Source organism: Antribacter soli (genome assembly GCF_021568775.1).
Lineage (GTDB): Bacteria > Actinomycetota > Actinomycetes > Actinomycetales > Cellulomonadaceae > Antribacter > Antribacter soli.
The window spans coordinates 1-6,250 of the sequence record NZ_JAKGSG010000016.1; the positions used below are offsets into that span (position 1 = coordinate 1).

Here is a 6,250-nt window from a genome sequence, read left to right on the forward strand (position 1 = left end):
CTCCCCGCGGGCGCGGGGGCCCCCCCGCCCCCCGGGGGGGGGCCCGCCCCCCCCCGCCCCCCCCCCCCACGCCCGTATCATCAAGACTTCAGAGAGGAGCCCTCGTGGCAGAGCTGAGCGTGGACCTCGTGGCCACGGACCGCAAGGTCTGGTCGGGCGCCGCCGTGTCCGTCAGTGCCCCGTCCGTGGACGGCCAGATCGGCATCCTGGCGAACCACTCGCCGCTGCTCGCGGTGCTCCGCCCGGGCACCGTCACCGTCCGGACGTCCTCGGGTACGGCCGTCGAGGCCGATGTGTCCGGTGGCTTCGTCTCCGTGGACGACAACCTCGTCACCCTCGTGGTCGACGAGATCACCGCCCTGCGCTGAGGGGGACGGGGTGCCGGGCGTCGTATGGGTAGCGATCGCGGTGCTCGTCGCGGTCACGCTGGTGCTCGTCGTGGGCGCGTCGCGCCTGCGGACCCTCTCCCACCGCCTGGGCTCGTTCCCGTGCGGCGCCCGGGCGTCCGGCAACCCGCAGGGTTCCTGGACGCTCGGCATCGCGCAGTACGCGGTGGGCCGGATCGAGTGGTGGCGATGTTGGTCGCTCTCCCCGCGCCCCGCCCGCACGTGGTACCGGGACAGGCTGGAGGTCACGGGCCGCTTCCCGCTGGCTGCCGAGGACCCCGCCGGCCAGGAAGCCCGGTTCCTCGTCCAGTGCCGCTACGACGGCATGGATTTCGAGCTCAACATCTCGGCCGGTGACTACACCGGCCTCGCGTCCTGGCTCGAGGCGGCGCCCCCGGGGCGCCGGGACCTCGTCCTCTGAGCCCAGACATCGCTGGGTGGGGCCTCCCGCGAGGGTCCAGGCGAACCATGGCCGGCGGAAGCCCAGAAATCGCTCCCGCCCCGGCACCTGAAGGAGATCTGTGCGCCTCGTCGTCGCCGACTGCTCTGCCCGCTACACAGGCCGACTGACCGCCATGCTGCCGCGGGCGAAGCGGCTGCTGGTCGTCAAGGCGGACGGCAGCGTGCTCCTGCACTCCGACGGCGGCTCGTACAAGCCGCTCAACTGGATGAGCCCGCCGTGCTCGCTCAGCATGCGTGAGCCGGACGCGGAGGCCGCCGAGCGCGGCGTCACGCAGGTCTGGACGGTGCAGCACACCAAGTCCGACGACCGGCTGGAGATCGAGCTCCACGACGTCCACCACGAGTCGGCGCACGACCTCGGCATCGACCCCGGCCTCGTCAAGGACGGCGTCGAGGCCCACCTGCAGGAGCTGCTGGCTGCGCAGATCGGGCTGCTCGGAGACGGGCACACCCTGGTCCGCCGCGAGTACATGACGGCGATCGGCCCGGTGGACATCCTCGCGCGGGACGCGTCCGGCGCGACGGTCGCGATCGAGATCAAGCGGCGGGGCGACATCGACGGCGTCGAGCAGCTCACCCGCTACCTCGACCTGCTCAACCGCGACCCCCTGCTCGCGCCGGTGCGGGGCGTCTTCGCCGCGCAGGAGATCAAGCCGCAGGCACGCGTCCTGGCGACGGACCGCGGCATCGGCTGCCTCGTCCTCGACTACGACGCCATGCGCGGCGTCGACGACGTGGACTCCCGCCTGTTCTGACCTGGCCGTGGGGCAGGATGGGCGCCATGGCTGCACCCATCGTCCTGCGGGGCCGCGTGGTCCTTCCTTCCGCCGTCCTGGACGACGGCGTCGTGGTCGTCGTGGGCGACCGGCTCGCCTTCGTGGGCACGGTGGCCGACGCCGGCCCGGCCGGCTTCGGCGACCTCGTCGCCTCGGTCCCGGTCTCGCCCGCCGTCCTGCTCCCCGGCCTGGTCGACGTGCACAACCACGGCGGCGGCGGGGCGTCCTTCCCGGATGCCGTCACGCCCGAGGAGGTCATGACGGGGGTGCTGGAGCACCGCCGGCACGGCACGACGACGATGCTCGCCTCCCTCGTGACTGCCTCGCGCGAGGTGCTGCTGGAGCGGGCCGCGCTGCTGGCCGGGCTCGCCGACGCGGGCGAGATCGCCGGCATCCACGCCGAAGGCCCGTTCCTGTCGCACGAGCGCCGCGGTGCGCACAACCCGGCGGACCTGGTCCCGGGGGACGTCGAGCTCGTCCGTGACCTGGCCGCAGCGGCGCGCGGGCACCTGCGGACCATGACGGTGGCGCCGGAGGTGCCGGGCGTCTCGGGGCCTGACGGCGTCGCGTCCGCCTTGGTCGCGGCCGGCGCGATCCCCTCGATCGGGCACACGGACGGGACGACGGCCGCCGCCGAGGCGCTGATCGACCAGGTCGCCGGAGAGCTCCGCGCCGCGGCAGAGTCGGGCGGGCCGGTGCTCGGCATGACCGCCACCCACCTGTTCAACGGCATGCGACCGCTCCACCACCGCGCGCCCGGCCCGATCCCCGCATGCCTCGCCGCTGCTGCGCAAGGAGACCTCACCGTCGAGCTGATCGGCGACGGCGTGCACCTCGACCCGGCCCTGGTCCGCACGATGTTCGAGACGCTCGGCGCGGACCACGTCGTACTCGTGACGGACGCGATGGCGGCGGCCGGGATGGCCGACGGCGCGTACGACCTCGGGCCGATGTCGGTCACCGTGCGCGACGGCGTGGCGCGGGTCACCGACCCCGGCCACCCGGAGGGCGGGGCCATCGCAGGCGGCACCGCGCACCTGGTCGACGTGGTGCGCGCGGCCGTGGACGCGGGCGTGCCCCTGGCCGACGCCGTGCGCGCGGCCTCGCTCGTGCCGGCCCGCGTGCTGGGGCTGTCGGCCGAGGTGGGTTCACTGGAGGCGGGCCTGCGCGCCGACGTGCTCGTGACGGACACCGGCCTGCGCCCCGTCCGGGTCCTGCGGGCGGGCGCAGAAGTCGACGGCTGATCGGTTCGGATCGGGCGTTGCCCGGGGCGCCGTGCTTCGCTACCGTAGAGTCGAAGCGCTTCGACGCCTCGCTCGAAAAGCCCACGACCGCCGCACCGCCGCGGCGACGAAGGAGACCCAATGGACGTGCCGGCCTTCCGCGACACAGCGCTCTCCGTGCCCGAACGGGCCCGCGACCTGCTCGGGCGGCTGACCCCCGCAGAGCGCGTTGCGATGCTCCACCAGCACGCACCGGTGGTGGAGCACCTCGGCCTCGGGCCGTTCCACACGGGGTGCGAGGCGCTCCACGGCGTCGCGTGGCTCGGCCTCGCGACCGTGTTCCCGCAGCCCGTCGGCCTCGCGGCCACCTGGGACCCCGAGCTCGTGCGGCGCGTCGGCGACGTCGCCGCTACCGAGGTGCGGGCCAAGCGAGCCGCGGACCCGTCGGTGAGCCTCAACGTGTGGTCGCCCGTGGTGAACACCCTGCGCCACCCGGCGTGGGGCCGGAACGAGGAGGGCTACTCCGAGGACCCGCACGTGACCGCCCACCTGGCCACCGCCTACTGCCGGGGCCTGCGCGGCGACCACGAGCGCGTGTGGAAGACGGCGCCCACGCTCAAGCACTTCCTCGCGTACAACAACGAGACGGACCGCTCGTCGACGAGCTCGAACGTCACGCCGGTCGTGCTGCACGAGGAGGAGCTGCCCGCCTTCCGCGAGCCGGTCGAGGCGGGCGTGGTCGCCGCCGTCATGCCCTCGTACAACCAGGTCAACGGGACCCCGGCGCACCTCCAGGCCGAGCTCTTCGCCGAGCTGCGGTCGTGGACCGACCAGTCCGTCGCGCTCGTCTCGGACGCCGCCGCCCCGATGTTCGTCGTGACGCTGCAGCGCGCGGCGCCCGACCGGGCCTCCGGCAACGCGGCCCTCGTGCGTGCCGGTGTCGACTCGTTCACCGACGACGACCACGACTCCGCGCTCACGATCCAGCGCCTCGAGGAGGCCCTCGAACGGGGCCAGCTCGACATGGCGGACGTGGACCGTGCGGTGCTGCGCCTGCTGGAGCTGCGCCTGCGCACCGGCGAGCTCGACGCCGACGACCCCTACGCCGGGATCGGCGCCGACGCGCTCGACCTGCCCGAGCACCGCGTCCTCGCACGCGAGGCGGCGACGCGTTCCGTCGTCGTGCTGCGCAACGACGCCGGGGTGCTGCCGCTCGGGACGCCAGCGTCGGTCGCCGTCGTCGGCCCGCTCTCCGAGTCCGTGCTCACCGACTGGTACTCGGGCACCCTGCCCTACGCGGTCACGGCCGCGGACGGGTTCCGCGCGCTCGGCGCGCGCGTGGTCGTGGCGGACGGCGCGGACATCGTCGCGCTGCGGGCCGCCTCCGGCCGGTACGTGGCGGTGTCCGCCGATGGCTCGACCGTCGTCGCGGACGCCCCCGACGCCGGGAAGGCCACCCGCCTGGCCGTGACCGACTGGGGCCGGGGCGTGCTCACCGTGCGCTCCGAGGCGTCGGGGCGCCTGCTGACCGGCGCCGCCTGGCCGCTCCGGGCCGACGCGACCCGGGTGGGCGGCTGGGAGGTGCAGGAGAGCTTCCGGCGGCACGTGCACCCGGACGGCACGTGGTCGTTGCTGCACCTCGGTTCCGGCCGGTGGGTGCGGGTCCAGCGGGACACCGGGCTGCTGGGCGCGGACGGCCACACGCTCGACGACGCCGAGCGGTTCGTGGCGCGGGTGCTGGAGTCCGGCGCGGCCCGGGTGGCGGAGGCCGCCGCGCAGTGCGACGCCGTCGTCGTGGCGGTGGGCAACGACCCGCACCTCAACGGGCGCGAGACGCAGGACCGTCCGGACCTGCTGCTGCCCGACGCCGCCGTGGAGGTCTGGCGTGCCGCCGTCGAGGCCAACCCGCGGGCGGTGCTGGCGGTCGTATCGAGCTACCCGTACGTGCTCGGCCGCGGCGTGGCGGACGCCCCGACAGTCGTGTGGACCAGCCACGGCGGCCAGGAGCTCGGCCACGGCCTCGCGGACGTCCTCACGGGCGCCGCCGAGCCCGCCGGCCGCCTGTCCCAGACCTGGCCCGCCCGCGAGGAGCAGGCCGGGGACCTGTTCGACTACGACACCCGCCGCCAGCAGGTCACCTACCGCCACCTGCCCGCCGCCGAGGCCGGGGCGCCCGCCTTCGCGTTCGGGCACGGCCTGACCTACTCGACCGTGTCCTACGAGGCGCTGACGCTCTCGGCCGGCGAGCTGGCGGCGCCCGCGCCGACCCGCCACCACCCGCCGCTGACGCCGTCGGACCTGGCCGGGCCGGGCGTGGTGACGGCGTCGGTGACGGTGCGCAACACCGGCGACCGGCCCGCCGAGGAGCTCGTGCAGGTGTACTCGCTCGGGCTCCCGGCGCCGGCCGCGACCCCGGTCCGGCTCCTGCTCGGCTACCGCCGGGTGCGGCTCGAGCCGGGGGAGGAGGCGACGGTGGACGTCGCCTTCGACATCGCCCGGCTCGCGCTCTGGGAGGCGTCGGAGGGGGCCGGGATGCTCGACGGCGACCTGCGCGTCCACCCCGGCACGTACACCGTCGCAGCGGGCGCCTCGTCCGTGGACCTGCCGCTGCGCGCAGGCCTTACCGTCGTCGCATGAGGATCGACCCGGAGAGCCGGAGCGTGCAGGGCCTCACGGTCCTCCTGCAGTTCGTCGCGCTCAACGTGCTGTACGTGGTGGCCTGCCTGCCCGTAGTGACTGCCGGTGCGGCGACGGCCGCGCTGTACGAGGTCACCCTGCGGTACGCCGACGACGAGCGCGGGTATCTGCTCTCCGGGTACCTCGTGGCGCTGCGGCGCAACCTGTGGCGCGGCACCGCCGTCGTCGCGGTGCTCGGCCTGCCGGTCGCGGGGGCGGCGTTCGCCGCCGTCTTCTGGCTGTCGGCCGGCAGCGTGCTCGGCACCGCCGTCGGCGTCGTCGCCGTCCTCCTCGCGGTGCACCTGGCGGGGGCGCTGCTCTACGGGCTCGCCCTGGTCCCGCGGTACGACGACCCGCTGGGCCGCACCCTCCGCAACGCCATGCTGCTGCCGCTCGCCGAGCCGTTGCGCACGGGCTGGCTGGTGCTGCGGCCGCTTGCCACGGTCGCCGTCGTGTACGTGGCGCCGCAGGCCGTCGTGCTCGTGGCGACCATCGGCTTCTCGGTCGGCGCGTACGTCGACGCGCTCGTGCTGCACAGCGTGTTCCGCCGACGGCAGGGCGCCGGCGAGGTGGTGAGCCCCCACTCCGGCGAGTGACGGGACGTCGTCGAGCACGGACCGTACGAGGACTCTCGAAGGACGAAGAGGAGGGACGAACGAGGCCCGGGGGGGGGGGGGGGGGCGGGGCGCGCGGGGGCCCGGGGGGGGGGGGGCCCCCGCGGCACACC

Annotated in this window: 6 protein-coding genes; all 6 read left to right on the forward strand. The window is 75.1% G+C overall.

The genetic code is table 11. The features are described from left to right. The first annotated feature begins 104 nt into the window (after positions 1–104). The 6 genes from L1785_RS04260 (at position 105) to L1785_RS04285 (ending at position 6,119) form a co-directional block, all read left to right on the forward strand. Positions 105–368 (forward strand): F0F1 ATP synthase subunit epsilon, encoded by a 264-nt coding sequence (locus tag L1785_RS04260; protein WP_236087900.1) that lies wholly within the window; start codon positions 105–107, stop codon positions 366–368. 10 nt (positions 369–378) lie between these two features. Beyond that, positions 379–807: a DUF2550 domain-containing protein gene (locus L1785_RS04265; RefSeq protein ID WP_236087901.1), complete on the forward strand. Its 429-nt coding sequence runs from the start codon at positions 379–381 to the stop codon at positions 805–807. 100 nt (positions 808–907) lie between these two features. Continuing rightward, on the forward strand, positions 908–1,603 hold the full coding sequence (gene nucS / locus L1785_RS04270) for an endonuclease NucS (protein ID WP_236087902.1): 696 nt from the start codon (positions 908–910) through the stop codon (positions 1,601–1,603). A gap of 17 nt (positions 1,604–1,620) precedes the next feature. Continuing rightward, the gene (locus L1785_RS04275) at positions 1,621–2,868 is read left to right on the forward strand and encodes an N-acetylglucosamine-6-phosphate deacetylase (RefSeq protein WP_236087903.1); all 1,248 of its coding nucleotides are present in this window, start codon (positions 1,621–1,623) and stop codon (positions 2,866–2,868) included. Positions 2,869–2,988: 120 nt separating this feature from the next. Next, on the forward strand, positions 2,989–5,484 hold the full coding sequence (locus L1785_RS04280) for a beta-glucosidase family protein (protein ID WP_236087904.1): 2,496 nt from the start codon (positions 2,989–2,991) through the stop codon (positions 5,482–5,484). After that, entirely contained in the window at positions 5,481–6,119 is a 639-nt protein-coding gene (locus tag L1785_RS04285) for a DUF624 domain-containing protein (RefSeq protein WP_236087905.1), read from the forward strand. Before L1785_RS04280 ends, L1785_RS04285 begins: the two co-directional genes overlap by 4 nt. Positions 6,120–6,250 lie beyond the last annotated feature (131 nt).